At 66.7% G+C, this 25,363-nt stretch carries 18 protein-coding genes; 5 read left to right on the top strand and 13 right to left on the bottom strand.

Features of this window, described 5'->3' with window-relative positions; all coding sequences use genetic code 11:
- Positions 1–87: 87 nt before the first annotated feature.
- Entirely contained in the window at positions 88–1,749 is a 1,662-nt protein-coding gene (gene recN / locus DFO63_RS21145) for a DNA repair protein RecN (protein ID WP_049446497.1), read from the top strand.
- Positions 1,750–1,858: 109 nt separating this feature from the next.
- Here recN and DFO63_RS21140 read toward each other — a convergent pair whose 3' ends face one another.
- A complete protein-coding gene (locus DFO63_RS21140) occupies positions 1,859–2,776 on the bottom strand; it encodes a LysR family transcriptional regulator (RefSeq protein WP_119007822.1) in 918 nt (305 codons plus the stop codon).
- 97 nt (positions 2,777–2,873) lie between these two features.
- Between DFO63_RS21140 and DFO63_RS21135 the strand changes: the two genes are divergently transcribed.
- A complete protein-coding gene (locus DFO63_RS21135; protein ID WP_119007821.1) occupies positions 2,874–4,139 on the top strand; it encodes an SGNH/GDSL hydrolase family protein in 1,266 nt (421 codons plus the stop codon).
- A 64-nt stretch (positions 4,140–4,203) separates the two neighbouring features.
- On the opposite strand, the gene fur is transcribed toward DFO63_RS21135, so the two are convergent.
- Entirely contained in the window at positions 4,204–4,611 is a 408-nt protein-coding gene (fur, locus tag DFO63_RS21130; protein ID WP_005409235.1) for a ferric iron uptake transcriptional regulator, read from the bottom strand.
- A 103-nt stretch (positions 4,612–4,714) separates the two neighbouring features.
- On the opposite strand from fur, the gene bamE reads away from it, so the two are divergent.
- Entirely contained in the window at positions 4,715–5,107 is a 393-nt protein-coding gene (bamE, locus tag DFO63_RS21125; protein WP_049445417.1) for an outer membrane protein assembly factor BamE, read from the top strand.
- A gap of 35 nt (positions 5,108–5,142) precedes the next feature.
- Here the strand turns inward: bamE and DFO63_RS21120 are convergent, their stop codons facing one another.
- Both DFO63_RS21120 and DFO63_RS21115 read right to left on the bottom strand, forming a co-directional pair.
- Complete coding sequence (locus DFO63_RS21120) at positions 5,143–5,400, bottom strand: RnfH family protein (protein WP_049445420.1); 258 nt, start codon at positions 5,398–5,400, stop codon at positions 5,143–5,145.
- Between the two features lie 3 nt (positions 5,401–5,403).
- Positions 5,404–5,829, bottom strand: coding sequence for a type II toxin-antitoxin system RatA family toxin (locus DFO63_RS21115; protein ID WP_032959119.1), 426 nt, complete (start codon positions 5,827–5,829; stop codon positions 5,404–5,406).
- 57 nt (positions 5,830–5,886) lie between these two features.
- Here DFO63_RS21115 and smpB point away from each other — a divergent pair, with 57 nt between their 5' ends.
- Positions 5,887–6,390, top strand: coding sequence for an SsrA-binding protein SmpB (gene smpB, locus DFO63_RS21110; RefSeq protein WP_005409231.1), 504 nt, complete (start codon positions 5,887–5,889; stop codon positions 6,388–6,390).
- On the top strand, positions 6,387–6,818 hold the full coding sequence (locus DFO63_RS21105; RefSeq protein WP_119007820.1) for a GNAT family N-acetyltransferase: 432 nt from the start codon (positions 6,387–6,389) through the stop codon (positions 6,816–6,818). The genes smpB and DFO63_RS21105 overlap by 4 nt, the downstream gene beginning before the upstream one ends.
- Before the next feature lie 28 nt (positions 6,819–6,846).
- On the opposite strand, the gene DFO63_RS21100 is transcribed toward DFO63_RS21105, so the two are convergent.
- From DFO63_RS21100 to DFO63_RS21050, 9 genes are all read right to left on the bottom strand, one after another.
- The gene (locus DFO63_RS21100; RefSeq protein WP_119007819.1) at positions 6,847–7,425 is read right to left on the bottom strand and encodes a hypothetical protein; all 579 of its coding nucleotides are present in this window, start codon (positions 7,423–7,425) and stop codon (positions 6,847–6,849) included.
- 186 nt (positions 7,426–7,611) lie between these two features.
- Entirely contained in the window at positions 7,612–8,703 is a 1,092-nt protein-coding gene (locus tag DFO63_RS21095; protein WP_119007818.1) for a hypothetical protein, read from the bottom strand.
- A gap of 403 nt (positions 8,704–9,106) precedes the next feature.
- Entirely contained in the window at positions 9,107–9,760 is a 654-nt protein-coding gene (locus DFO63_RS21090) for a hypothetical protein (RefSeq protein ID WP_119007817.1), read from the bottom strand.
- A gap of 69 nt (positions 9,761–9,829) precedes the next feature.
- The gene (locus DFO63_RS21085) at positions 9,830–10,396 is read right to left on the bottom strand and encodes a hypothetical protein (RefSeq protein ID WP_119007816.1); all 567 of its coding nucleotides are present in this window, start codon (positions 10,394–10,396) and stop codon (positions 9,830–9,832) included.
- A gap of 525 nt (positions 10,397–10,921) precedes the next feature.
- Positions 10,922–11,854, bottom strand: coding sequence for an SOS response-associated peptidase family protein (locus tag DFO63_RS21075; protein WP_119007814.1), 933 nt, complete (start codon positions 11,852–11,854; stop codon positions 10,922–10,924).
- Positions 11,855–11,937: 83 nt separating this feature from the next.
- Positions 11,938–12,291 (bottom strand): hypothetical protein, encoded by a 354-nt coding sequence (locus tag DFO63_RS21070; RefSeq protein WP_119007813.1) that lies wholly within the window; start codon positions 12,289–12,291, stop codon positions 11,938–11,940.
- 99 nt (positions 12,292–12,390) lie between these two features.
- Positions 12,391–21,939: a PLxRFG domain-containing protein gene (locus tag DFO63_RS22380; RefSeq protein ID WP_259337462.1), complete on the bottom strand. Its 9,549-nt coding sequence runs from the start codon at positions 21,937–21,939 to the stop codon at positions 12,391–12,393.
- Positions 21,939–23,438, bottom strand: a complete 1,500-nt coding sequence (locus tag DFO63_RS21055) for a hypothetical protein (RefSeq protein WP_119007812.1) — start codon at positions 23,436–23,438, stop codon at positions 21,939–21,941. Before DFO63_RS21055 ends, DFO63_RS22380 begins: the two co-directional genes overlap by 1 nt.
- 28 nt (positions 23,439–23,466) lie before the next feature.
- The gene (locus DFO63_RS21050) at positions 23,467–25,356 is read right to left on the bottom strand and encodes a hypothetical protein (protein WP_119007811.1); all 1,890 of its coding nucleotides are present in this window, start codon (positions 25,354–25,356) and stop codon (positions 23,467–23,469) included.
- Between the last annotated feature and the right edge of the window lie 7 nt (positions 25,357–25,363).

Here is a 25,363-nt window from a genome sequence, read left to right as displayed (position 1 = left end):
GATAATGGCGGCGGATCACCTTGGCAAGTCATTGGACCTCCCTCGCCCGCGTGCTAGCGTTGCGCGGCTGCTGACACCCCCTTACCCATGCTCAGACATCTTTCGATCAAGGATTTCGCCGTCGTCCGCGCCACCGAACTGGAGTTCGGGCCAGGCATGACCGTGGTTTCAGGCGAGACCGGCGCCGGCAAGTCGCTGATGGTCGACGCGCTGGGCTTCCTGTCCGGCCTGCGCGCCGACAGTGGCGTGGTCCGCCATGGCGCTGCGCGCGCCGAGCTTTCGGCCGAGTTCGCGCTGGACCAGCTGCAGGCCGCGCGCCAGTGGCTGGCCAACAACGAGCTGGACGACGAGGAACAATGCCAGCTGCGCCGGGTGATCCGCGCCGACGGCGGCTCGCGGGCCTGGATCAATGGCCGCCCGGTGACCCTGGCACAGCTGGGTGACCTGGCTTCGTTGCTGGTGGAAATCCACGGCCAGCACGAACAGCAGGCCCTGCTGGCGCGCCCATCGCAGCTGGCCCTGCTGGATGCCTATGCCGGCAACGAGAACGAGCGCCGCCAGGTGCGCCGCGCCGCTGCCGCATGGCAGGCGCTGGTCGATGAATCGCTGGCGCTGTCGCAACAGGGCGACGTCAGTGACCGGATCGGCTTCCTGGAACACCAGCTGCGCGAACTGGACCGCGAAGACCTGGAACCGGAGTCGATCGTCGCACTCGGTGCCAGCCACCGCCGCCAGGCCCATGCCAGCGCCCTGCTGAGCGCCTGCCAGGCGGCCAGCAACCAGCTCAATGGCGACGACGGCAGCTCCGCGCTGGACCTGCTGCAGCAGGTGCGCCACGAACTGTCGCGCCTGATCGAACACGACCCGCGCCTGGGCGAGGTGGACGGCCTGATCGAGAATGCCTCGATCCAGCTGCACGAAGCCCTGTCGCTGCTGGACCGGGTGCACGACGACCTTGATGCCGACCCGGAGCAGTTCGAGGAGAACGAGCGTCGCCTCGGCCGTCTGCACGACCTGGCCCGCAAGCACCGCGTGCCGATGGACGAGCTGGGCGCGCAGCGCGAGCGCATGCATGCCGAAGTGGAACAGCTGCGCGGCGCCGACGAACGCTTGCAGCGCCTGGCCGGCGAGATCGACAAGGCCGCCGCCGCCTGGCGCGTACAGGCCGAGGTGCTGACCGCCAGCCGTCGCAGCGCCGCTGCCGAACTGTCGGCCACCACCACCGGCATCATCGCCGAGCTGGGCATGGGCGGCGGCCAGTTCCTGATCGAGCTGGAACCGCAGGACGCCGGCAAGCCCGACCCGCAGGGTGCCGAGCGCGTGGAATTCCTGGTGGCGGCCAACGCCGGCCAGCCGCCGCGCGCACTGCGCAAGGTGGCCTCGGGCGGTGAACTGTCACGTATCTCGCTGGCCATTGAAGTGGCTGCGCTGGACCTGGATGCGGTGCCGACCATGGTGTTCGACGAGGTCGACTCCGGCATCGGCGGTGCAGTGGCTGACATTGTTGGCCAGAAGCTGCGCGCCCTCGGCGAAAAGCGCCAGGTGCTGTGCGTGACCCACCTGCCACAGGTCGCCTCCAAGGGTCATGCCCATTACCGGGTCAGCAAGGCCCCGGTGGAAGGCATGACCCAGAGCGCAGTGGAAAAGCTGGACAGCAAGGCGCGCGAGGAAGAACTGGCGCGCATGCTCGGTGGCGTGGAAGTGAGCAAGGAAGCGCGCGCCGCCGCCCGCAAGCTGCTGCAGGTGTAACGCGGGCCGAGCCGAGCATGGGCCCGGCTTCCGCGCGGTAGTGCCGGCCGCTGGCCGGCAACCCGATGGGGGTCGGCGAAGATCGTGAGGTTGCGGCCAGCGGCCCGCACTACCCCCGTGGCCGCGTCAGATCGACCTTTTCCACCAGGAAATCGAGGAAGGCGCGCACCCGCAGCGGCAGGTAGCCGCCCTGCCCCAGGAACACGGCGTGCACCTCTTCAAGGTCACCGGGGTTGGCTTCCTCCAGCACCGGCAACAAGCGCCCGGCGGCAATATCCTGCTGCACCTGGAACGCTGCCAGCCGCGCCATGCCCAGCCCACCCAGCACCAGCTGGCGCAGTGCATCGCCGTTGCTGGCGCGCGCATTGCCACTGGGCAGCAGCATGCGTTCGCGACCGTCCTGCAACAGCGGCCAGCCCTGCATCGCCCGCGCATGGCCGATATCCAGCCGGTTATGCGACTGCAGCTCCTCAGCCGTGCGTGGCAGCCCGTGCTGCAGCGCGTAGGCGGGCGCAGCCACGATCATCATCCGCGTCGCACCCAGCCGCCGCGCCACCAGGCTGGAGCTCTTCAGGGGACCGGCCCGCACCGCCACGTCGGTGCGCTGCTCAAGCAGGTCGATCACCTCGTCGTTGAGGGTCAGGTCCACGCCTACCTGCGGGTTGCGTTCGAGGAACGCCGGCAGCAGCGGCAACAGGAAATGCTGGCCGAATGGCACGTTGGAATTGACCCGCAACCGCCCACGCGGCTCGGCATGGGCGCTGGCACAGCGCTCGGCCTCCTCCAGGTCGGCCAGCACGCGCAGGCCGCGCTCGTAGAACGCGCAGCCTTCCGGGGTCAGCTGCAACTGGCGGGTGGAGCGTTGCAGCAGGCGCGTACCCAGCCGCTGCTCCAGCCGGGCCACCAGCTTGCTCACCGCTGACGGCGTCATGTCCAGGGTGCGTGCGGCGGCGGAGAAGCCACCGGTCTCGATCACCCGCACGAACACTTCCAGTTCGCCGGATCGGTTGATGTCGGGTCGCGCCATGGCGATGAATCCAGTTCACAGATGATTATCCATGCGCAGTCTAGTTCACAGATCGATGGAGAATCACCATGGCCGTCCCTCCTCCCGGGATTGCCCGATGAACCGCTTCAGCCAGCTCACCGCGACCGCCTTGATCGCCCTGTCCAGCGCAGCCAGCGCCGCCCCGGACCCGCACTGGGTCGCCAGCTGGCAGGCCAGTCCGCAACCGGTCTGGGGCGCCGATTTCCTGTTCCCGACCCTGGTTCCGGCCACGCTGCAGGACCAGACCTTCCGCCAGACCGCGCGCATCAGCCTGGGCGGGCCCCGGCTGCGGGTGCGGCTGAGCAATGCCTACGGCACCGAGCCGCTGCGGATCGGGGCGGCCAGCGTGGCCGCACACGCGGGTGTCACCCCGCAGCCGCTCAGCTTCGACGGCCAGCCCGGCGTATCGATCGAGCCCGGTCAGGAACGGCTGAGCGATCCACTGGCGGTGGCCACGGAAGACCGCCAGGCGTTGCAGGTCAATGTCTTTGTGCCGGGGCCGACGCCACTGCAGACCTTCCATTGGGAGGGGCGCCAGACCAGCTGGATCGCCGGCGGCAACCAGACCCTGGCGCGCGACCTGCAGGGTGCCAGTTCCACTACCGCCCGCCTGTTCCTGACCGGTATCGAGGTCGAGGCCAGCGCCAGCGCGCGCAGCGTGGTGGTGATCGGCGATTCGATCACCGATGGCGCCACCGCCAGCCTCGACCAGGACCTGCGCTGGACCGACCACCTGGCCGCACGCCTGGCACCGCGGGGCGTGGCGGTGGTCAACGCCGGCATCTCCGGCGGCCGGCTGCTGCGTGACGGCATGGGCGAGTCGGTTCTGGCCCGCCTGCAGCGCGACGCACTGGATCAGCCCGGCGTGGACAGTGTGATCGTGCTGATCGGCATCAACGACATCAGCTGGCCCGGCACCGCCTTTGCCCGCGCGCAGCCCCGGCCCAGCCTGGCCGAACTGCAGGCCGGCTATCGCGCCCTGGCCGAACAGGCCCATCGGCGGGGTCTACGCATCCTCGTCGCCACCCTGACGCCGTTCGCCGACGCCCTGCCCGGCACGCCGCTGGACGACTACTACCAGCCGGACAAGGAGGCCCTGCGCCAACAGCTCAATGCCTGGCTGCGCAGCGACAGCCCGTTCGATGCGGTGATCGACCTGGATGCGGCGCTGCGCGACCCGGCCGATCCATCACGGATGGCCGCCGCCTACGACTCCGGCGACCACCTGCATCCGGGCGATGCAGGTAACCGGGCCATGGCCGAGGCGGTGGATCTGGAGGTGTTGCTGGGCGCATCCGAAACCCCTGGGGTCAGATCCCTTTCCCAGGGGAAAGGGATCTGACCCCACCCAACGAAAAACCCCGGGCAAGCCCGGGGTTTCGTCGCATCCAGCTGGCCGGATCGGCTTACTTGCGCTTCTTGCGCACGTACAGCACCAGCGAGTGCTCTTCCAGCTCGTAGCCGTGGTCGGCCGCGATCTTGCGCTGCAGCTCCTCGATCTCGTGGCTTTCGAACTCGATGATCTTGCCGCTGTCCACGTCGACCATGTGGTCGTGGTGGCCGCCACGGTCCAGCTCGTAGACGGCCTGGCCGCCCTCGAAATTGTGCTTGAGCACGAGGCCGGCGGCCTCGAACTGGGTCAGCACCCGGTAGACCGTGGCCAGGCCGATCTCGTCGCCATGCTCCAGCAGCTGGCGGTAGATGTCTTCGGCGGTCATGTGGTGCTGGGCATTGCGCTGCTCGAGCAGCGCCAGGATCCGCATCCGCGGATGGGTCACCTTCAGGCCGACTTTACGCAGGTCGTGGGTTTCCATAGGTCTCCGTTCATTGGCGATTTAGCGCCAGCTGCCTCGGATTGGGTCGCGGTGGCACGCCGGGAGTGTATCATCGGTTTGATTTCCCCAACCGCCAGTCCCGATGCGCAATCTCCTGTTGGTCGCCGCCGTCGCCCTGTCCACCGCCGGGTGCGGCATCATCTACAAGCAACCCATCTATCAGGGCAACCTGATCCGGGAAGATGCCGTGGCCAAGCTGCAGGTCGGGCAAAGCAAGCAGCAGGTCACCGCGCTGCTGGGCACCCCGTCCATTCCCGACCCGTTCCACGCCCAGCGCTGGGACTACACCTCCAGCCAGCGCGTGAACCGCCTCGGCCGTACCGAAGTGAAGAACTTCGTGGTGTTCTTCGAGAATGACGCCGTGACCCGTTGGGAAGGCGACTACTTCCCGGGCAACGACAAGGCCCTGGCCCAGCAGACCGTGCGCCAGTTCGGCCGCAACCTGCCGAAGGACAAGAAGAAGAAGGGCCGCTGAGGCCCCTGCCCGTCCGCGAGGACGGGTTGCCGGGATCAACCGCCGAGCGCGCGACGCCGGCGGTTGTCCTTGGGGTCGGCCAGCAGCGGGCGCAGCAGCTCGATGCGGTCCCCGTCCAGCAGCGCCTGCTGTGGACGTGCCAGCACGCCATGCACGGCGGCGGCCGGACAATCGGCACTGCCTTCAAACGCGGCGGCGGCGATGGCGTCGGCCACGGTCGCCCCCTCTTCCAGCTGCAAGTGGCGCGACAGTACGCGCTGCGGCCAGGCCAGCACCACCTCGACCTCGATCATCGCTCAGCCCTCGTCGGCGACGCGGACGAAATCGTTGACCATGCGATCGGCCAGCCCCTGGAAGCCGATCGCCAGTGCCGGACCGAGCAGGCGTGAGCTGGGTTCGAACTCCAGGGTCAGGGTGACCTTGCAGGCATCCTCGGCCAGTGCATGGAATTCCCAGCGGCCGTGCAGCTGCTTGAACGGGCCATCGCGCAGCTGCATGTCGATGCTGTGCGGGCGCTGCAGGGTGTTCTCGGTCTGGAACCAGGTACTGAACGAGCCCAGGCCCAGGTCCAGGCGCGCCACCAGGCGGTCCTCGCCCTGCTCCAGGATCTGGGCAGCCGAGCACCAGCGGAAACGGCGCGGATAGGCCTGGACGTCGTTGACCAGGTCGAACATGCGCGCGGCCGAATGTTCGACCAGGGCGCTGCGGCGGATAGTAGGCATGAATACAGGACGTTTCGGCAATCGACCGGGCGGGCCCGAATCGGAGACAATACGGAAATGAGCAAGAACAGCGGCAAGGATAAAGCAAAGAGCGCGACGGCCAACAAAACCATCGCGTTGAACAAGCGTGCCCGCCACGAGTACCACATCGAAGAGCGCTTCGAGGCCGGCCTGGCCCTGCAGGGCTGGGAGGTGAAGTCGATCCGCGCGGGCCGCGGCAACATCATCGACGCCTACGCCTATGTGAAACACGGCGAGATCTTCCTGATCGGCGCGCAGATCACCCCGTTGATCCAGGCCTCCACCCACGTGGTGGCCAATGATCGGCGCGAGCGCAAGCTGCTGCTGCACCGGAGCGAGATCGACAAGCTGGTCGGCAAGGTCGAGCGCGATGGCTACACGATCGTGCCCACCGCGATGTACTGGAGCAAGAACAAGATCAAGCTCGAAGTCGCGCTGGCCAAGGGCAAGCAGACCCACGACAAGCGCGATGCTGCCAAGGACCGCGACTGGGCGATCGAGAAACAGCGTGTGATGCGTCGCGGCAACCGTGACGCATGACCGCCCCCATCGGCGCCATGGTGACCGCCAGCGCCGATGAATCGCGCACGTTGTGCGCGCGCCTGTTGGCCTTCAACCAGGCCAACGGCGGCGATGCGTTCGATGAGATTCCGGTCCGCCTGGCCTGGCATGACCAGCACGGCGCGCTGCGCGGTGGCGTGCTGGCCGACGTCTGTGCCGGCTGGCTGCAGGTGCACGTGCTGTGGGTGGACCCGGAACTGCGCGGCCAAGGCATCGGCCAGCGCCTGCTGGCGGAGGCAGAAACCGCCGCGCGCCACCATGGCGCCCGCAACGTGATGCTGAATACCTTCGACTGGCAGGCCGAAACCTTCTACCTGCGGCAGGGCTACACCGTCTATGGGCGGCTGCCCGATTGCCCGCCCGGGCACGAGCGGGTCCACCTGCGCAAGTCGTTGTCGGGCTCGTAGTCGCGTCGGCGCTGGAGCTGCCTGCCGGTCAGCCTGCCAGCAGGCCCCGCCCGCGCATGCGTGGTGCCAGCGCCGTGTGCATCACGGCCAGGTGCATCACCACCGCCAGTTCCAGCGCATGACGGTCATCGCCCGCGCGCCATTGCTGCGCCATCCGGGCCGCGTCGGCCGGCAACAGGGCCAGCAGCTGGGCGTCATCCAGCGAATCGGCCGCGCCCTGCAACTGGCGCGCCAGCTGCCGTGACTGCCAGACATGCACACCGATGCTGAGACTGGCCAGCGACATCAGGACCACGGCCAGGCCATGTTCGAACCACTGCGACAGCACCTCCGGCCCCCACAGCAGGGCCGCCATCACCGCCAGCGCCGGCAGGCGCCAGCCCAGCCAGTGGGTGCGGTCGCGCTGCGGCCAATGCACCACCACCGCGCTGGCCACCAAGGCCGCCGCCGCCGTGGCCGTGGCCGGCAACTCGGTCAACCAAGTGGCCGCCAGCAGCACGCCCAGCACGGCCCAGACCCAGCCGGGGGGCAACGCCCGCCGCTGGTAGTCGGCCCCGACGGGTCCGACCAGCTGTCGCAGGCTGCGTTGTTGGCTTGCCTCGGTCACCCACAGTCTCCGTGTCTGTCCTGGCTCGGATGGTGGTCTTCAGTGTGTCGCAAATTCGTGCCAATGAAGTTACCAATCCGCTATGACCGGCGCACTGCAACAGGTTGCACATTGACGGCCCGCGCGCAGGTCACGCCGAAGTCCCGATGCCATCGATCCTGCCTGGGCCCGTCACAGCACCCAACGCTATTCAACCTTGGCGTAAGCACACACCGATGCCGCCGCATCCAGCAGCGGGCCGACCTCCAGGCGTGGCGCGGGCCGTCCCGCCGGAAACGCAATGGCAAGTGCCTTCGCCGCACGATCCGCACGCGGCTGGATGTACCACGAGGACGCCGCCGACAGCGTCTCGCCACGCACCTGATGCTGGAACCGATACTGGCCCCAGTAGATGGCCAGCGGCTCCTCCAGGGCATTCAACGGATTGGGCAACGTCAATGCTTCCGGACATAGCGCAGCAAACGCCCCAGCCAACAGCTGCCGCTGCTTCAATGGTTGTCCCGCGGAAAGAAAATGGCTGTATTCATGCATCACGATCGGTGCCCAGTCTTCTTTGGCATCGAACGTCGAGAACAGGAAAATGTAACCGCCACGGAGCTTTGCCTGCGTCTGCGTGGCATCCGGCCACCAGAGGAAACGAACCTGGAAGGTCGGGGGAGCATCCACCTTGAAGAAGGCTTTCATTTCATCCGCAAGCCTGCCCACTGGAGGCGACGTGAGCTGACGGGCAAGCGCGTCCTGCTGCTCGTGGAACGGTTGCGCCGCCGTCAACAGGCGCCGTGCACGCGGCGCGAAGCGCGCGTAATACTGCCTCAGCAGCGCCTGATCGTCGGGAGTCTGGGCGGCGATCGCACTCTCAGTGGCGGCATCGAAAGAGGCCGCAGCGAGGAAATGGCGCGTATATGAATCACCCGTGCGGGTATCGGAGCCCGCGAACAGGCGATCAGCCGGCGTGCCCTTGGCCTCATCGTCCCGTGCCAATGGTGACGTACGCCGGCGGAATGCAGCGTAGCCGGCGAGCAAGTGGCGATCACGCTCGTCCAGACCAAAGTGCCGCTGCCATTCCTGCTGGTAGGCCGCAGTGGTATAGCCCGGCAGCCAATCCGGAAGGTTGTCGAGCAGGTTGAACAGGTCCAGCGGGGGGCTGTACGCCACCTCCACCGACGCACGCGAGGATTCTGCGGCCGCGACAGTCCCGGCCTGCAGTGCCAGGGCCCCCACGGCCACCATCCCCATCCATCGCAACCGCATCCTGCCGGAACTGATGAAAACGGCCATCGCGCAATCCTGGAGAGGCACCCACGGATTCGAACATGTCGAACCAGGCACGGCAATGTGCCAGGTGACCCGCCGCGCGGCCGGGAATGCACTGCTGCCTCTACGTGAAGCCCGACCGCGTGACTGTTCAGCAAGATTGCCGTAACATTCGCATCGTTGGGCAGGCCCTGCCCGTGGCGACACGGAATCGGCCCTGTACCTTGCAGCACTGTAGAAACCGGGGGTGCATTGTCCCCGTGACGCCATCGGCGCCGGCTTCCAGAAAGCAGAAATAACGAAGCCCATCAATGCTTTAGCTTGATGGGCTTTTTCGTTGATCACTGCCGCATGGGCTGAAATGGGCATCGATTGGCAGCGTTTGGTCAACTTCTTGGTCAACATTAGATGTTGACCAACACCACGATCAGCGGATCGGCGGATCCCCGAGCTGCTGGTTCTCGTCCTCGAGCTGCTTGATGGTTCGCCCCATCACTCCGTGCAGATTGTTGTGCGGTAGATCGACTTGGTCCCAAGCCCTTCTCATGTCCTCACTGGACTTGGCGTCCATTGCCGCCCAGACCACGTCGATCAGATCGTTCAGCGCTACTCGCACTTCTACGGAGTGCAGCCGAGCCTGTAGCGGGATAATTGCCGCCGACGACCGCCGTACCGCGTCGTCGACCGCAGCCATGGCCTTACGCGACCCCTCATGCTGATACTCGCTGCCCGGCAAATACGAGGCCGGTCCAAGCCCTTGTGCAAACGACCTCATCTTCAGCCTGTATGCGTCGGTCGCAGCCTGCACGAAGTTCACCACTAGGGGCTGCAACTCTAGAAGATTCGCGCGTTCCGCATCGACCCTGCGTGCTCGGAGTTGGTCAAACCGTTGTTCTCGGCGCAACGCCCGCTCATGGCCCCGACGGTGGCGCTCAGTGACGAAATCCTGAAACCACTTCAGAGCGAAGCCCAAGATCAGCGTAGCTACCGGCACTAGCCACTTCCAGTCTTCGCCGGCACTCGCCGCGGCAGTGGTCGCCGGCGCCGCCTTGGCGGTCGCCAGGAAGAAAGCCTCCAGCATCTTCAATTCCCCCAGGGATCTTCTGCCATCCAACCCGAAGTTTTGGCGTTCACCGCGGCACTTTCGACACTACTCTCGAATTGTCATCTGCTGGCCAACCACCTCGTGAAACCGAAATGCATGTTTGCCCAGCCTATCGTTCAGCTCGTCCACCCGTTTCGACCAATCAGCCTCTTGTTCGGGTGCAACCGATCGATTCATTTCCAGCGACCAAGCATTCAAATCCGCGAAGAAGCTGTCGCGCAGGTATTCTCCGGCAGCGTCACTGAAGAGGTACTGCGCCTGCCAAGAAGCCTGAATGGCACTGAGCTGCAGCGCCCTGGTGAAATCACGCCCCTCTATTGTTTCGGAGTAGATGCGCTCCACTTCGCGCCAAAGACCCCAACGTCGATCGAACAAATCAACCTTGATCTTGTGTCGAGCGGTCAGCCAGTTCCTCCACGTCAAGTAGAGGACGAACAGTGGGGTGAAGAGGGCTGCTGCCTTCAGCAAGCCGGCCACGTGGCGATCTGCTTGCAACAAGGCGTCGCTCGGCAGATGCCCGGCAAAGCCCATCCAGTAGCCCGCCCATGCTGTGCCGCAAGCAATCACCACTGCGGCGACTGCAAATGCTATCCCCTGCCATCGACCGGACATGAGTGCTCCTTGCATTTCGTTCAGGAACTCTAGCAGAGCCGTGCTTGCCAAGAAACCGAGCTGGATTCAACGCTGATCGAGAGCCAAGGCTCTCCACGCCTCGCTATCCCGTCCAGCCGAACGGTGGCTCGATGTGCGCCTTGGTCAGCCTGTTTGCCCGCACAGCCTCCCGCCAGGCGGTGATCTTGGCCACGTCCTCCCGCAATCGAGCTTGGTGCCTAGTGACCCAGAGCTCGGCGCCGACCCGACCTTGGTCGTAGCTACTGCAGCGCCGGCATGGTCCGCCAGGACCATTCCTATGTCGATCGAGGTGTGCCACCCAGATCCCGTCATCGACACGCTGGGTCATGGAGACGACCCAGATCCCCTGGCAGGCGATCACAGTCAGCGGGTCGCTTGGCCAGCTGGCCGAACGTGTGGTCCAGTAGAAGGAGTCGGGAAGCGGCATGGCCGGCAGGATACGAATCTCGGTCGCAGCGGCTGCGATTGTGAGCACTCTATTGCCACGCCACCGTCGCTCCCCTCCTACGCCGCGAGCTGGTGCTCGTAGAAGGGGTGACGCTTGTCGTCGAAGATCCGATACAACGCGGCCAGGTCAGCCGGGTCCGGATGGAGCCAGGCGTCGACGTGCTCGGGCTTGATGTTGATGATCGTTCGATCGTGGCCAGCCGCAGCGACTTCGGGCTCGGGATCGTCGGTGATCGCCGCGAACGACAGGAGATCGAGCTCTTTCCCCGCGGGGTCCGTCCAGTGCGACCACAGGCACGCCACCAGCATCGGTTCGCCGGTGCGCGGCGTGAACTGCACCACCTGGTTCTTGCCGTCCGGACCTTCCACGTTCTCGTAGAACGTCTCCACCACCATCAGCCCGTGGGTGTGGCCGAATGCCGGCGCCCAGAATTTCTCCAGGCTATCCCGGCGCGCGTTGTAGGTGCCCGGGAAGCGCTGGTCGTAGTTGGCCGGCTTCCCGGCCAGGCGGCACTGGTAGCGCATGGGCTTGATGACCAGCTTCCCGCCCTCTGAAATGATCACCGGGGCATAGACCCCGGGGAAGATTCGGCTGTCACGGTCCTTCGGCTCGGAGCGCTTGAGGTCAGCCAGTTTGCCCAGGGCGCGCTCGATCTTGTTGCCGGCGATCCGCACGTCTTCCCGGGCCTTCTTGGTTTCCTTCACCTGCAGCGCGCGCTCCGCGTCGGCCAGGCGCTTCCGGTTCGCGAACAGCTCCTGCTCCAGGACGGCGGTCTCGGCGCGGTTCCACTGTTCGATCTCAGCCCACACGGCCAGCTCAGCCGGGCTCGCGCCGGCGCGGAACGCATCATCCATCGCCTTCGGCGTCTTCGGCCGCTTCTTCCCCGGGTCATGGGCGTAGAGAGCAGCGAACTCCTGCAGGGAGATCGTGGCGCCAGTCATGCGGACCAGCTTCTGATAGGCGGCGGTGATCTGGGCGGAATAGCACATGGCTCGATTACACCATGCCGGCCTTATGGCGCCGTGAGCGCCTGAGGCCGCGAAAGGGGCCGCCTCGGCGGCCCCGTGGACCGTTACAGGTCCGGCAAGCCCAATCGCCGCCGCAGGGCGGCCAGGAGGACGATCGAGGTCCGAACCAGCGCGTGCTGGTCACGGGTCAGCTGGTCATACATGTCCAGCACTTCCGGGGGGATTTGCCCCACCCGGCCTGCCTTGAAGGCCTCCATCGAGACCACCTGAGCCTTGTGGCGCTCATCTTCCATGCCCTTCTCCAGCGTCTGGCGGCGGGAGTGCCGCCCCCTGGATGCCTTGGGCACCACCTCCAGGCCTGTTGCAGGGGAAAGAAAACCAGCACCACTGCCCGTGGGCTGGCCCTTCTCCTGCTTTCCTTCTCCAATGGCCACCACCTGCGAGTCCTTCTTGTCCATCGGTTACTGACCCCTGTATCGGTAACGCCGGCACCAGCGCCGGCGCCTTCACATTGCTTTCATCCCGACTGATCCGATTGGGCCACTAAGTTCCAACAATCACTCGGTCACGGCTTTGTTCAGCCGCGCCTCCAGCTTCGGGTTGAGCACGATGCCGGCCTCCGCCCTGGCGCTGTAGCGGGCCCGGTTTTTGATGGACTGCTGTAGACCGCTCGAGGTGATCGCCAGCTCCGGGTTTGCCTTGTTGAAGGCGCCGATCTTGCTGAGCACCGAAGCCCGGTCGCTGGCGTCGCCGTTGCGCAAGGCCATGGCGAAAGCGTTCACCAGCGACTTGCGGCGGTCGAGGATGTGCTGCTCGTAGTTCTTCAGCGCGCGGGTGGTCTCGTACTGGCGGGACACCTTCTCCGGCGCAAACCCGTTGGCCTGCAGCAGGATCTCCCAGGGCGACAGGTCCTCGACGACCGGATCGCCACGCAGGGTGTTCACGCCCTGGGTGGCGTAGCGGCCGGCCTTGATCATGTCCTTCAGGCCCTTCGGAAGCATGGTTTCGACGCCGCGCATGATGTGGCCCTCGTCGACCTGCTGCTTGCCGACCAGCACGTTCTTCAGGACGCCGCCCATCGGCCCTGCGGCCTGCTCGAGCAGGTTGTTGAACATGCCGCGCCCGTCGAGCTCGCGATCGGCGTCTCGGATCCACAGGCTGTCCAGGCCGACTCGGCCGGAAATGTTCGCACCGGTCAGCTTGTCGGCCGGCCCGTGCAGCAGCAGATCCGCGCCGCCCTGCCCCAGCATGCCGGTAAGGAAAGCCCGCAGCTCGGTCTCGGCATCCCAGGGTTCGTCGTCATCCCCGAAGGTGGCCTGGATCCCGTTCAGCGCACCCATGATCATGCCCATCATCGGCAGGCCCATCGCGCCGGAGAACAGCGCGCTCATGCCCAGCAGGCCGGTCAAGTTGCGCCGGGCAATCTGGCGCACCTGCGGATCCTGCCCCTTGGTGGCCTGCCACACCATTCGCCCGAGCGCCCAGGTCATGTTCAAGCTGTACTGCCTGAACATCAGCAGCACCTTGGCGGTGCCGCTCTGCATGAAGCGGGCGCGGTTGGCGTTGCTGTAGTCGAAGTGGGTGTCGAAGATGGCGTCCCGGGCGAATTTCACCGCCTCGTCGAACGACTTGCCATCCGCGCGCGCCAGACGGTAGGCGGCCATGCCCGTCGCCTCGCGGTTGATGACCTCGGTCTTGTGGAAGCCCCAGCCGATGATCTCCATGGCCTTGCTCCAGGCCGGGTTGTAGCCGGTCATGCCGCCTTCGGCGATGCCGGCCAGGTTGTGGGCCTGCGTCTTCTCGATCGCGCCGGCGACTTCCAGCGCCTGATATGCACGCAGTTCGTCAGGATCGGTCAGGGTCTTCTGGATGTTGCCCACGGTGCGCACGGCGTCGCGGCTTGCGGCCAGCAGGTAGTTCATGGCCTTGACCCCACCGTGCCGGGAGGCCAGGTAGGGGTAGCTGACCAGGGCGGTCTGGGTAACGTTCACCAGTGCGGCCGCCGGCGTGGCGCCCAGGTAGTAGGTGAAGCCGAACGACGAAATCAGATTGGTCAGCGCCGAGTCGGTGGGGTTCATGATCCAGTCGTGCCGCTTGCCCAGCTCTTCCAGGAGAGCGTCACCGGCCACGATCTTTCGCGTGTCGACGCTGGGGGACGCCTGGATCTTCTTCTGTGCGTCCTTCAGGTCGGTCAGCACCCCCTGCAACTTATGGGCGTAGCGCAGCCGGGCCAGCTGGTGGGAACCGTGCTGCATGTTGTAGGCGAACGCACGCACGGCATCGGGATCGAAGCCAGGCACCGACTTGCGGTGAATCTGATGCTTGCGCATCGACAGTTCCGGCATGGTCTGCAGATACAGCTGGTAGACCTGGTCCTGGACCGCGTCGGACACATGGGCCGTGCGCAACTGGTCGATCACGTCGGCAACGAAGGTGCCGCTCGGTGCGTCAGCTGCCTTGCCCTCCATCTTCTGCCCTCGAGCGGTAATGACCCACTCCCTGCGCTGCAGATCCTCCGCCGCACGATCCAGCTCATTCAGCGATTCGAACATCAGGAAGGTGTTGGTGCCGTCCTTCTCCGCTGCAACGAAGAACTTGCCGAAGCGCTGCAGGGGGAAGTAGACACCCTGCAGGCGTGCCGATTCGAACTGTTCTCGAACCTTGTGCACCAACATGCGGCGACTGCTATCGCTTAGGGCCGTTCCTCCCACCATGTCGCCGCCCTTCAGATCCTCAATGCGCTGTACCAAGGCCTCCTCCACCGCGTCGGACCTGGCTCGATAGGCATCACGGAACTGGATGTAGAACCTCCGTGCTTCAGGCGACAGCTGCGACCACTGCTCAACCAACGGAGCGTACTGCCGGCGCCGGCGCGGCTCCGCCTTCAGCATGGCCTTCAGCGCCTTGACCTCGTTCATGATGTTCGTTTTGCTGTCGCCGCTGCGCTCCCGCATCTGCTGCTGTTTCACCTTGATGGCATGTAGCACGTTTTTGCGGTTGACCTCCTGCAGGCCCTTCTCGCCAGGCATCCGGAACTGCAGGGGCTGGTACTCGCGGGACGGGTCCACGCCGTCCATAGTGGCCTGATGCATGAGATCGAACAGGCGCCTGCTTTCGGCCTTGTTCTTGCTGGCCCACTGGCGCGCCGCCTCCGCGATCGTGTCCGCCTCCGCCTGCAGCTTGTTCCGATCGGCCTGCATTTCGGCCAGGTAGTCCGAATAGCGATCGATGGTCGGAAAATAGTCGCGTCCCAGCTCCGTCAGGTGCCGGGTGGCCAGCGTACCGAGCCAGGTGGGCCGCAATGTGTCTTTCACCTTGCTCAGGCTGAGGTCTGCCAGCTTCTGCCGGGCACGCGCCAGCACACCCTCGCCCTGAATGCCCTGCTGGATCGCATCGATGTCAGCCAGTGCGTCCGCCGGCGGCATGCTGAAGAGGCGGCCGCGAGCAGCGCGCGTCACCTCGGCACCGTTGGGCAGGACCACGCTCCAGGTCCGCGGCCCATTCTCGACCGGATCGGCCAGGACCTGGCCACCGGTGCGCTCGGCCTCAGCACGCGCGGCGCCAAGGGTCAGGAAGTCGGCCGGTCGACCGCGCTCGTCGGCGAGGTACCACTGATCGTCGCGGCGAAGAAATCGACCGCCATTCTGCTCGAGGAAGGCTTCGCCGCGGCCATCAATCTGCGGCTGTGAGAACGAGTAGGAGCGCACCATTTCCCGCTGTGCCTGCGCCGACATGCCGGCGCGCAGGAAGCCGTCGGCCTGGCTCAACAGGTCCCGAACCTCGGCCTCGGACCACTTCAGCGACGGCATGACGCGGCGCAGGAACCGGCGCACCGCGGCGGCGACGCGACTGGTGAAGCTGTTGCGGATCCCCCGCTCGGCCATGACGGCGATCGCTTCCTTGGCGAAGGTCTCGCGATCGACGGTGCCGTAGCGCCTGGTCACATCAGCCAGCACCGACTTCAATGCAGCGGTACCGGTTCCGTCGGCGGCCAGCTTGTCGATCGCGTCCACGATCTGGGTCCAATCCTTGGCCCCCACCACGGACTCGACGCCGTAGTGGCCAATTGCCTCGTGGGCCAGCACCTGAGCGAAGCGCTGCTCGGTGGCGATGTTGCCGGCGTTGATCCAGACCGTGGGCCGCCCGTCGTACACACCTTCGGCCCGGCGATAGCCCGGGTCGACCTTGGCGCTGGCTGGGAAGTCCTCGGCCGAGCGCACCACGACCACGCTGGGCGCGTTCTCGCCCCAGTGCTGGGTCAGGTCGGTTTTGAGCTGCAGCGCGCGGTCGAAGTCAAGGCCGCCGCTGGCAGCCGGTGCAGCGGATCGGTTTACCCGCCCGCCGGGCCCAGGTGCTTCAGCTCCGGATCCTTCGCCAGCTGCTCCTTCGCCCACTGGCCGGAGGCCCGATACTCGGCCTTCAGCGACTCGATCTCGGAGGGCGTCAGCATCGAGACGTCCCTTGTCGAGGGTGAGGATGGTGCGCGCTTCGGACTCGGTGAGGCCTTCGAAGCCGTAGCCGAACTGGTCGCGCCACCAGGGTTCGATTGATCCGAAACGTTCACGGACGTCGGCCAGGCTCTGGGAGTTGAGGGCGATTTTCCGCGAATAGTCCTTGCCGGTCAAAGCCGTGGCCAGCACCACCTTCCCGCCGTTGTCCTCGATGTGGGTTTTCAGCTGAGCCAGCGTGCCGCCCTGGGTCAGCGTGTCATCGATCAGAACATAGTCGCGGCCCTTCTCCACCTTGCCGGTGAACGGGGGCTGGTTGGCCAGCCGGTGCAGAGCATCGCCGGCACTACGGTTGACCTTCGCGGCCTGGACGATGTCTTCGGACACCTGCAGTCCCAGCCGCTGGGCCAGCACCTCGGCAGCCATCCGCGGGATGCGGTTGTTGCCCGTGGCTTCCTGGGACTGCACGGCCACCACCAGGGGCTTGCTGCCCTCCGGCAGCGCAGCACGCACGTCCTGGACAAACTCCGGGGTGATGACGTCGCGCGCTACGCGCAGCGCCGCAGTGTCGTCACCGGCTTTGGCTGCTGCGTAATCCGCATGCGCGCTCAGGCGACCGGGACGGTGAGCCGTCACGACATCGGGGAAGTCGGCCTCCCACCCACGGCGGGAGAAGAGGCGGACACCACCGGTCGAGGTCTCTTCGTGCTTGACCTCGGCGAAGAAGCGGTCGAACGCGGCATTCATGGCCTGGCGCTCGACCCCGCCGGGGAACGGCCGAGCGAACTCGGTACCGACCGGCACAGCGAAGCGCGGATCCGAACCGAAAGACATGAACGCACTGGCGCGGCCGGCGTCCTGCAGGCGGTCTTCAACGTAGGAACTGAAGGCGCGCGCCAGGAGCTCGTGCGGCGTGGTCCAGTAGTTGCCCACGCGGCCATCATCCAGCTTTCGGGCCTCGGTCATGAACGAGGTCGGCACGCTCTTGGTCTTCGTCTCGCCGGCATCAGCCGACCGCCAGAGCTCCACCCGGCGCTGGTACGTACCCATTGCGTCGCGCAGCCGATCGAGCGAACCGGTGCGATCGGAGTTGAAGCCGGTGCGGTTGGTAACCGCCTTCAGGACGCCATCCAGCGTGTCCAGTTCTTCGTTGGTGAACCGGACGCCACCACCCTTGGTCGGCTTCGCATCGGTGCTGAACGTGTCACCGTTGAGCAGCCGATCGGCAGCAGCATCGAAGGTGGCCAGCTCCTGCTGGGTGGCGGGTCGCTTCCGCGAGCCCCAGGCCCGCTCCTTCTCGATGTGGGCGCGCAGGTCCCCCAGTTGCTTCTGCACCTGGTCACGGGCCTTGCCGAGGAAGGACTCAGCGCGCGCCGTGTCTTCGACGTACTGCTCGGCACGGGTACGCATGGTGTCCATGAGCTCCTGGAATGCCGCGCGGAGCTCCGGGCGCACATTGCCCCGCAGGCGGCTCGCATTGCTCAGGTAGTCTTCGACCCCGGACGCCTTCATGACCTTGTCACCGCGGCCGTTGGTCACCTGCTCCGATCCCCGGCCATCCTGCCTGCCGAGGTAATGGTCAAGCGCGTGCATCCATTCGTGGGCCAGGGAGCCGGCACCCTTCAGCTTGGTTAGGTTGATCACCGCGTAGTCGCGCTCGTAGTGCGCACGGGCACCGCTGAGGCCGTGGCCACGCGCGCCGAAGGCCAGCCCAATCTGACCGTCCAGACTCATCGCCCGCGGAGGCAGGTTCAGCAGCTCGGACAGGTCGACCAGCGCGTCGAAGGCGTGATTCATCACCTCCTGGCGCTCGTCCTGGTTGTTCCACTTGCCGAACTCGACACCTCGGAAGCCGAAGGTGTCCATGAACTGCTGGCCCTGGACATCACCTTCCCGCCGCGCCTCACCGATGCGCATGACCTTGTCCGGCCGCGGCAGTGCATCCTCGCCCACGGTGGTTTTGGTATCGATCAGCGCTGGCGCGTGCTCCGCCATGTACTGCAGCGCCGCCGCGCGGGTGTCGAAGCCGTCCTTGAGATAGACGCGCTTGCGGTCGGTGACGTCGCGCGCGATCGCCCAGTTGTTGGGCTCGCGCTCTACAGCGCGGTGATTGCGAGCCAGCTCGACCATCGGGATTGCCGCGTCGGCCTCGGCCTGGCTGGCAAAGGTCTGCCGGCTGGCCAACGGGTTGCCCAAGCGGCCCTTCTTCGCCTTGAACAGGCGCCAGGTTCCCGGGTTGCGGGTGTCTTCCATCGCGACGTACTTCTTTGACCAGGCGGCGCCGGTGTCCTGGTCGCCGTCCGGATCTGCCCGACGCTGCGGCCGGGCACCGGTCGGCTTGGCCAGGTCTTTGCGCGCACCGCCCAGCTTCTCACCCAGGTCTTCGATCACCGCCGGAGTGGCGGCCTGCTTCTGCGGCAGCGCGGGCGCGGCGTCGTTCGCCGCGGTGCTGTTCTGTGCAGAGGCGGTAGCCTTGCGCGCCTTCGCGACCGGCTTGCCGAGCACCTGTTCCAAGTCGTTCGGCGACGGGATCGTGCTGTGCCAGCGCGGCTCCTCACCTGGCAGCGGGTTGCCAGCGGAATCGACCTGCTGAACCTTCACCTGCCAGCGCGGATCCTTCCCCGGCGGACGAAACTCAATCACTCGATCCCGGGTGTTGCCATAGGCGTTCACGATGCGCCCCGGCGCGAAGTACGTACCAAGGGTGCCAATGTCGCCGCGGTCATACTGCGGGGAGCCACCGATGCGTCGCACCTTGGGCGTATAGACCGGGCCAGCCTCACCTGCGGCCGGCGCTGCAGCAGCTGCAGCTGCTGCAGGTTCCATCCCGGTCTTGGCCAACGCACCGCCGCTTTCTGCCGGCGCACTGACGCTTTCGACCGAAGCGCTGACGCCCTGCCCTGGTTCACTTACGTTCGTGGCTGGCGCCTGCGCCGCCGGCACGGCCTTGGTTACCCGGCGCGTAGTCTTCTTCGGGTCGCGCACCCACGCCTTGAATTGCTCCTGCGACATTTCCTTGATGCCGCCCAGGCCGGTCCAGCCCTTCGAATAGTTGGCCAGGTAGGTGTCGCGCGCTTCCTGCTCCGACGCGGTTCCCATGATGACCTTGTGCTCGTCGAAGGAGCCGTCCTTGTTGACCTGGTCGACCACGTAGACCGGCAGGGACGGATCTTCTGCGCGGTCGGTCATGAACACGTCGACGTGGTCCTTGTCCTTGCCGACCGTGCCCTTGAAGTAGCCGTAGTGGTTCTTCAGCGCCGGCCAGCGAGGATCACGCTGGCTACCTGCAGGGTTCTCGATGCTGATGTCATGGCCATTGATGCGGACATGGCCCTTCTTGTAGTTCCCAGCTTCCTTCTGCGCATCCGAAGGCAGCGGCAAGTCGTTCCCCGGGTTGGTCGCCGCCTCGGCTGCCGCGGTGGCCACTTTCGGTGCGTCCGCGGGCACCGCCGCGCTGTTCTGGCCAGCCGACGCCTCTGCAATGGGCTGCTCCGGAGCGGTATCGCCCGCGCTGGTAGCCTGCCTGGTGCCAACCGCACGCGGCTCGCCGACCGGTTCGCGAGACGAACCGGTATCCCCTTGCGCCTCTGCTTGCCTTGGCTCGAGCTGCAGTTCGCTGGCCAGTGGAGCCGGCGCGGCACGGTCGGCGGTTGCGGTGCCATCCAGCTGCAGATCAGCCTGCGGCGCCGCGCCCTTCGGCGGCTGCTGCGCCGCGCCTGCTACTTCACCCGTTGCCTCGTTGCCGGCGTCCGCCGGCGGCTCGGTCAAGCCACGTCGACGCTCGCCCTTGACCTCTTCCAGCAGCGGCCGCACCCGGGCGCTGGGCAGCCCGTACTGGTCGCGCATGGAGCGCAGCAGGGTCGGCGTGTTGATCCCGCCATGGGTCTCGACCTGGTACTGCAGACCGGTGTGTAGCAGCTGCTTGATGTCGGTCGAGGTCGGCTCCCGCAGAGTTTCGCCCGTCTGCGCATCGACCCACGGCGGCGCCACCGCCGGCGCCGGCGGCGATGCAGGCGATGCCGGCGCGGGGACCTCCGGCGTCGCCAGGCCGGGCTGCACATCTTGAACCTGCGGAGCTGGGGCCTCTGTGCTTGCAGTTGCAGGTGCACCTGCAGCAGCTGGATCTGCCGACCGACGAGCACGCGATACCAGGTTGGCGATGCCGGCGATCGAGTCAGGTGCCGCATCCGGGAACGGGACCGTCGGCTGCGGCCGCGCGGCGACTCGGCGCCCGTCAAACGGCGCGGACATGCCGCGACCCTGTGGGAACCGCATTTCGGGTTCTGCCATGACCTCCGGGCGAACACTGCCCGGCGTGATAGTGCCATCGGGTCCTGCAGTCATTACCTCCGGCGGAGGCAGCGCCAGCATCTGGGGAATCGGCGGCGGCGGCAGTGACGGGGGTGTCGGAGTCGGCCGACGCGCCAGGCGCTCCCGTTCCGCATCGGCTGCCACCGCAGCCTGGTTGTCGCCGCGGCTGGCCAGAGCACCACCGGCGGCCATGCCGCCGCCGAGCAGGCCGCCGATCGCCGCGCCGGTACCGGCCGCTTCGGGGACACCCTCCCATGCAGCCTGGGTCGGATCGATCTGCCGCTGGCCAAGGTTGCCGGCAAGCTGGGAGCCGCCTTCCTGGATGCCTTCTTCCACGGTCTCGCGAGCGGCGCCGGCAAGCATTGCCTTGGGCTTGCGAGCCAGGCCACGGGTGAACACGTCCGCTTCGAAGGGTGCCGCAATGCGGCCGGCGATCGCCGCGATCGGCGCAGTGATCGCCTGCGCCTCCATCGATGCGCCGCGCGCGATCGTTTCCTTCACCGTCTGCGGATCGCCGCCGGCGGCGACCATGCGCTTGTACTCCGGGTTGGCATCCCAGACCGACTGCGGCTGCGCCATGGCCTGCTGGTAGGTCTGCTGGCCCGCCGACCCGGTCTCCATGATGGTCGTCATGCCAGTGGCAGCGGCGGTCGCTGCGCGGTGACCAGCGGCCGTGGCAGCCGTTTCTGCGGCCTCGGTACCGAGACCCTTGGCCACCGCACCCGCGAGTGCGCGTTCACCGGCACGCGCAGCAGCAAGTCGAGTGCCGGCTCCCATCGCGGCGACGTTGGGCACCTGCTCTGCCAGGAAGTTGCCGATCAGTCGCGGTGAGGACAGTACCTTGCCGGCGCTGGGGAAGAACCCCTTGGTGTCCTGCAGGTCCTGTTTCTCCTGCTTCAGCGCATCCGACTGACTCTCGGCCAGGTAGTCGGTGGCCGCCTGCGTTGCCTTGGACAGGGCCGCTGTATCGGACCCAGCACGGCGCCCGCCGAAGATCTCCGAGGGCGTTCCCGGCACCAGGGCAGCGGTTTCAGATGCGCCCTTGACACCCAGCCTGTCCAGGAAGCGCAGGCCCTGCCGCACGACGTTGGTCGGCTCCATGGAGTTTCGCTGCTCCACGGCGCCACCGATGATGTTGGCGGCGCCGGATGCGATGCCCAGGCCGGTGTCCTTGATGGCCTCCCCCCAGGTGCGCTCCGGGCGCTTCGCGACCTTCTGGAACGGGTCGCCCTGGACGGGTGAAAGCGTCGGCCGGCGCGCAACCTTGCCGGTGGTTGGCGCTGGCGCCTGAGTCGGCGCCGGGCTCGCACCGAACGGATTTCCATCAACCTTCTCGAACGTTGCCATCAGAGATTCACCTTCGAGTAGCTGCCGTCGTTGTTCTGCACGTACCAGTTGCCATCGGGTGCCCTACGCGCACCGGCCACAGGCGGGGCTTCTTGCGGGCGCAGGCCGGCATAGAGCGGATCCGCATCGAGCTGGGCCAGAGCGGCGGTCTTCGCGGCTTCGTCCATCGTGACGTTCCCGGAAATGGCGTTGAATCGATCGGTGTAGGACTTCAGGCGGTCGGCATCGGTGAGCTCGCCGGTTTGGCGCGGCGCCTGGACCGCCCGCACGTTCTGTCCGTCGGCACCAGTCACGGGGCGCCAGCCGCCGTCGCTGCCCACAACCCCCATGCTTCCATCCGCCGCAACCGAGATCTCCGGCCGCCGAGCGATGCGGGCCGTTTCCAGCGACGCCTGGCGATTGGCGACGTTGTCCTGCATCTGGGCATTGAACTGGCCGGCCTGCAGCGCGCGGTTCGCATCGCCCTGGGCAGCGACGGCGTTGACCTGGCCGGCGGCAAGGTCGGCTTCGTCCTGCGTGCGGAGCGCAGATGCGCGCTCTGCCTGGCGCGCGCCGGCCTCGCCCAAGATCGCTTGCGCTACTGCGGCGCGGCCACTCGGGCTGCCCTTCAGGCTTGCGCTGCCCATCGCGCGCGTGAGCTTGTCCACCGTGGTGTCGGCCGGATTCTCGATGATCCCGCCCTGGCGCCCGCGCTGCGCAATCTGCGGAGTCGGCCGCGGAGCAACCACTGTCGGCGCTGCAGGTGCGGCCGCGAGAGGCGTCACGAGGGGCGACGCCGGTGCGCCGCTGGCCGGAGCGGCCGGCGCCGGCCCGCGAGCGGCTGCGATGGTGGCGGAGGATCCGGTGAACACCGAGTTGCCGTTGGCATCTACGGTGCGGGTGATGCCTGCCGGCAGGGTCGCCGTGCGGCCGTCCTGCGTCGTGTACGTGCTGGGAGCAGCTGCAACAGCCGCGGCGGCCCGGGGAGCTGCCAGACCTGCTGCACCTGCAGGCGATGCAGTGGAGTTCACGCTGGAACTGACACCGGTGAAGTCCGCCCCGTTCGACGGCCGGCTGGCCAGGCGTGAACCGGCGAGGCCTGCAGTCGAGTCGACGCTCGAGCTCACGCCAGCGAAGGTGGGCTTCGGCTTCGCGGCACCGCCAAGCCTCACCGGAGCCAGGCGGCTCAGCGCGCTGGCGGCGCCGCCGATCGGATTGAGCTCGCTGGGCGCCCTCAACGGCTGCCCCTGCTGGGGCGACGGCGCCGCGCCGGCGGCAGCTCGACCTGCATCGCGCACGAAGCCTGCCGCCTCCCGACCTGGCGCCGTCACCGCATCCGCGACGGTACCGGCGGCACGCAATCCTGCGCCGGCGGCCTGCCGCGCCAACGTGGCGGTTCCGGCGACACCGCTGCGCAGCGCCGAGCCGAAGGCCGTGCCAGGGCTTGGCCGGGCGGCAATGCGGGGCTGTCCGGGCGCGACGCCGGCGGGGTTCAGTTCGTCTCGATCGTTGATGGCCATGCGGTTCCCCTTTGGAAGTGGAGGCGGATCACGCGTCCGCGATCTCGCCCTGGAAGCTGTAGTTCTGCGAGCAGGAGTTGGATTTGCTGCGGCCGCTGGAAACGCTTGCCCCGTAGTTGACAGCGCTCATCGTGCTGGCGGCGAGCTGGCTCGAGATCTGCGCCTTCGCGCGCTGGATCTCCGCCGACTGCGCCAGCAAGCCCAGCATCTGCTGGATGCGCATCTGGGCCTGCTGCAGCTGGACATCGACGTCGGCACGTTCCCGCGCCAGGCCGAGTTCGAAGCTGCGATCGGCAGCGGCCGAGGCGGCCTGCTCCACACCGGCGTCGGCGCTGTAGATCCGCGCCTTCGCATCGAATGCCTGGCCAACCGCGGCCAAGCGTGCACGCTCGCCGCTCAGGGTCGCGTCCCAGCGGGTGATGCCGGCGCGCCACACGTCCAGGTCGACCCCGTGCTGAGCCATGCGAAGGCGCTCGGCCTCGAATTGCATGTTGTTGCTGGCCGCCCAGGCATCGACGCGTTTGGCATTGGCGTCGACCAGCGTGCGGTACAGATCCGCCCGTTTGCCCTCACCCTCTACGCTCGCCGTATAGCCCTGCCACTCGGCAACATGGGCACGCCAACGCGCCTCGTAGGCGTCGACCTGGGCGCGGTACTTGTCGATTCCGAAGCGATTGATGTCGGCCTGCACTTTCACCGCCTCGACGCGGGTGCGGTAGAAGTCGGCCAGGGTGGTCACGCCGCGCAGCTGGGACTCGTAGAGGCGCACCCGCTGCTCATTGATCTCGCCGCGAGCCCGCTCGCCCTCGATCTGGGCCCGGAATACCTCGACCTTGGCCAGCTCCGCCTGGATGCGATCGCGCAGCACCTGGGCGTCGGTCTGATACGCCTGCAGGCGGGCGTTGAACACCGAGATCCTGGCGTTCAGCACGGCGATGACGGTCTCGCGCTGGAACGTTGCTGCCTGCAGCATCACCTTCTGCTCTTCCGTGTGCAGTTGCGCCAGCGTTCCTTCCAGCGCCGCTCCCTGGGCAATGGCCATGCGCTGGTTGGCCAGCGATTCCTCAAACTGCTTGATCGCTGCGTCACGGGAGGCCTCGGCCACGGCACCCTGTCCGGTCTGCCGGACTTCCAGGATCCTTCCGGCCAGCATGCCCTGGGGCTCGGTAAAGCCACGGGCGGCGAACTCGGACACCGCCTGGTCCACGTTCCGCTGGGTCTCCAGCTCGATGCGGCTGCGGGCTCGCTGGAAGATCGCGTCCTCGATGATCCTGGGCAGCGCCTGGCTGCCGACGATCATCGGCTTGAGCGTGGCCGTGAGCGTGTCCACCAGCGTGCTGACGTAGGGTGTGGCCTCAAACTGCCAGGTCTCGTTGAACGGTGGCTCGATAAAGATCGGCTTCTCCGCGTCGAACTCCGGCAGGGAGATATTTGGCACGTCGGGCAGGTTCAGCGCCTCGAACGTCGGTACCTGCGGCAGGACGTAGCTAGGCTCCCCCGGGAGCACAATCGGAGCCGGGTCCACCGGGAGTGTCGGCTCGAGCACATTCGGCGTGGTCGGCTTTGCGCCGAATGCCAGCGTCGGCGGTTGAGCATCGAGCTCGGGCGCTTCGCTGATCGAAATCGGAGCCGCAACGAACCCCGGCGCACTGGGCAACGGCACGTCCGGCGCGCGGAACTCAAGCGCCCCTTCATCCATGTCGGGCCGGCGCGGCCGCTGGAACGTAGCCTGCGGGTCAGCAAAGCGGAAATCGACGTTGAAGTCGATCGGATCCAGCCTGACGCTGTTTAGACCCTGCAGATTGGACACGGCCATGTTGTACGTGGTCGTGCCGAGATCCATGAACTTGTCATGCGCGCTGCCGACCAGCGTGATTGCTGCGTCCGCCGAAAGGTCAGGACACCAGGTAGTTGCCATTCATGCT

Origin of the sequence: Stenotrophomonas sp. AG209, from assembly GCF_003550055.1 — a bacterium.
Classification (GTDB): domain Bacteria; phylum Pseudomonadota; class Gammaproteobacteria; order Xanthomonadales; family Xanthomonadaceae; genus Stenotrophomonas.
This window is presented reverse-complemented; position numbering and strand designations above follow the sequence as displayed.

What these genes read in the sequence shown, in the direction of transcription:
- recN (WP_049446497.1), top strand. Translation starts at nt 88, where the DNA reads ATGCTCAGACATCTTTCGATCAAGGATTTCGCCGTCGTCCGCGCCACC.
- DFO63_RS21140 (WP_119007822.1), bottom strand. Translation starts at nt 2,776, where the DNA reads ATGGCGCGACCCGACATCAACCGATCCGGCGAACTGGAAGTGTTCGTG.
- DFO63_RS21135 (WP_119007821.1), top strand. Translation starts at nt 2,874, where the DNA reads ATGAACCGCTTCAGCCAGCTCACCGCGACCGCCTTGATCGCCCTGTCC.
- fur (WP_005409235.1), bottom strand. Translation starts at nt 4,611, where the DNA reads ATGGAAACCCACGACCTGCGTAAAGTCGGCCTGAAGGTGACCCATCCG.
- bamE (WP_049445417.1), top strand. Translation starts at nt 4,715, where the DNA reads ATGCGCAATCTCCTGTTGGTCGCCGCCGTCGCCCTGTCCACCGCCGGG.
- DFO63_RS21120 (WP_049445420.1), bottom strand. Translation starts at nt 5,400, where the DNA reads ATGATCGAGGTCGAGGTGGTGCTGGCCTGGCCGCAGCGCGTACTGTCG.
- DFO63_RS21115 (WP_032959119.1), bottom strand. Translation starts at nt 5,829, where the DNA reads ATGCCTACTATCCGCCGCAGCGCCCTGGTCGAACATTCGGCCGCGCGC.
- smpB (WP_005409231.1), top strand. Translation starts at nt 5,887, where the DNA reads ATGAGCAAGAACAGCGGCAAGGATAAAGCAAAGAGCGCGACGGCCAAC.
- DFO63_RS21105 (WP_119007820.1), top strand. Translation starts at nt 6,387, where the DNA reads ATGACCGCCCCCATCGGCGCCATGGTGACCGCCAGCGCCGATGAATCG.
- DFO63_RS21095 (WP_119007818.1), bottom strand. Translation starts at nt 8,703, where the DNA reads ATGGCCGTTTTCATCAGTTCCGGCAGGATGCGGTTGCGATGGATGGGG.
- DFO63_RS21090 (WP_119007817.1), bottom strand. Translation starts at nt 9,760, where the DNA reads ATGCTGGAGGCTTTCTTCCTGGCGACCGCCAAGGCGGCGCCGGCGACC.
- DFO63_RS21085 (WP_119007816.1), bottom strand. Translation starts at nt 10,396, where the DNA reads ATGTCCGGTCGATGGCAGGGGATAGCATTTGCAGTCGCCGCAGTGGTG.
- DFO63_RS21075 (WP_119007814.1), bottom strand. Translation starts at nt 11,854, where the DNA reads ATGTGCTATTCCGCCCAGATCACCGCCGCCTATCAGAAGCTGGTCCGC.
- DFO63_RS21070 (WP_119007813.1), bottom strand. Translation starts at nt 12,291, where the DNA reads ATGGACAAGAAGGACTCGCAGGTGGTGGCCATTGGAGAAGGAAAGCAG.
- DFO63_RS22380 (WP_259337462.1), bottom strand. Translation starts at nt 21,939, where the DNA reads ATGGCAACGTTCGAGAAGGTTGATGGAAATCCGTTCGGTGCGAGCCCG.
- DFO63_RS21055 (WP_119007812.1), bottom strand. Translation starts at nt 23,438, where the DNA reads ATGGCCATCAACGATCGAGACGAACTGAACCCCGCCGGCGTCGCGCCC.
- DFO63_RS21050 (WP_119007811.1), bottom strand. Translation starts at nt 25,356, where the DNA reads ATGGCAACTACCTGGTGTCCTGACCTTTCGGCGGACGCAGCAATCACG.